This window comes from Dethiosulfovibrio russensis (assembly GCF_021568855.1).
In the GTDB taxonomy this organism is placed as follows: domain Bacteria; phylum Synergistota; class Synergistia; order Synergistales; family Dethiosulfovibrionaceae; genus Dethiosulfovibrio; species Dethiosulfovibrio russensis.
The window spans coordinates 1-759 of the sequence record NZ_JAKGUG010000030.1; the positions used below are offsets into that span (position 1 = coordinate 1).

Consider the following 759-nt stretch of genomic DNA (forward strand, 5'->3'; position numbering starts at 1 on the left):
TCGTAATGGATCGAATGCAAAAAATGCTCTTAATGGTTTACCTCGATGCTGAACACGTAGTTCCTTCATATTGGTAAATTTAGAATCGTAGACGGTATCTACTAAGGGACGACCTAAACTTGGTCCTTGCAGTTGCAGAACAACCAACGCAGCTAAGACTTTCTCTTGTGTTATTTCATCTTGCTGTTCAAGCCATTCATTAAACAGATCCGTTGTAATGACTGTCCACATATTACAACCATAATATAGATTATAGTCTATATATTAAAGCTGATTGAATAACTTTGCAAATGGCAATAAAAAAGCCCGACATCCTGTCGGGCTTTTTCATATCGGGTGCTCGTCTTACTGATCTCGTGCTGCCCATTCCTTGCGCTATTTTCTTATTCTTGTTGTCTGGAGACATCCAGTTCCCTTATGTATTCATAATAGGGCTAGTACCTTGGATTACCAATCAGCAAAATCCTTAAATCTCTGTAAGCTTTAGCTTACAAAGTTGGCCTATTTTATCCCAAGAGTTGTCCGCAGAAATTGGGGATTATTTGTGAAGTGTGACCATTGAGAAATCAGGATAAATTGAAAAACGAATGTTTTTTGTTCGATTTTATTGGCTAAATGTTACAGTTTTGCTTAAAAAGAAACCGACTTGTTTCCCAGTCGGTTTTTTGTGGTTTTTTAGGGGGATGAAAAATTTTTAACTATATGAAAAACAAGGAGATTTTAAAAAGCATTTCGTATAAGCTCTATTATGTTAAATGG

The 759-nt window shown here is 36.2% G+C and carries 1 protein-coding gene; it reads right to left on the reverse strand.

Annotated elements, in window-relative coordinates:
- The coding region (locus L2W48_RS13180) for a type II toxin-antitoxin system RelE/ParE family toxin (protein WP_236116559.1) at positions 1-231 on the reverse strand (231 nt) is incomplete at its 3' end.
- Between the last annotated feature and the right edge of the window lie 528 nt (positions 232-759).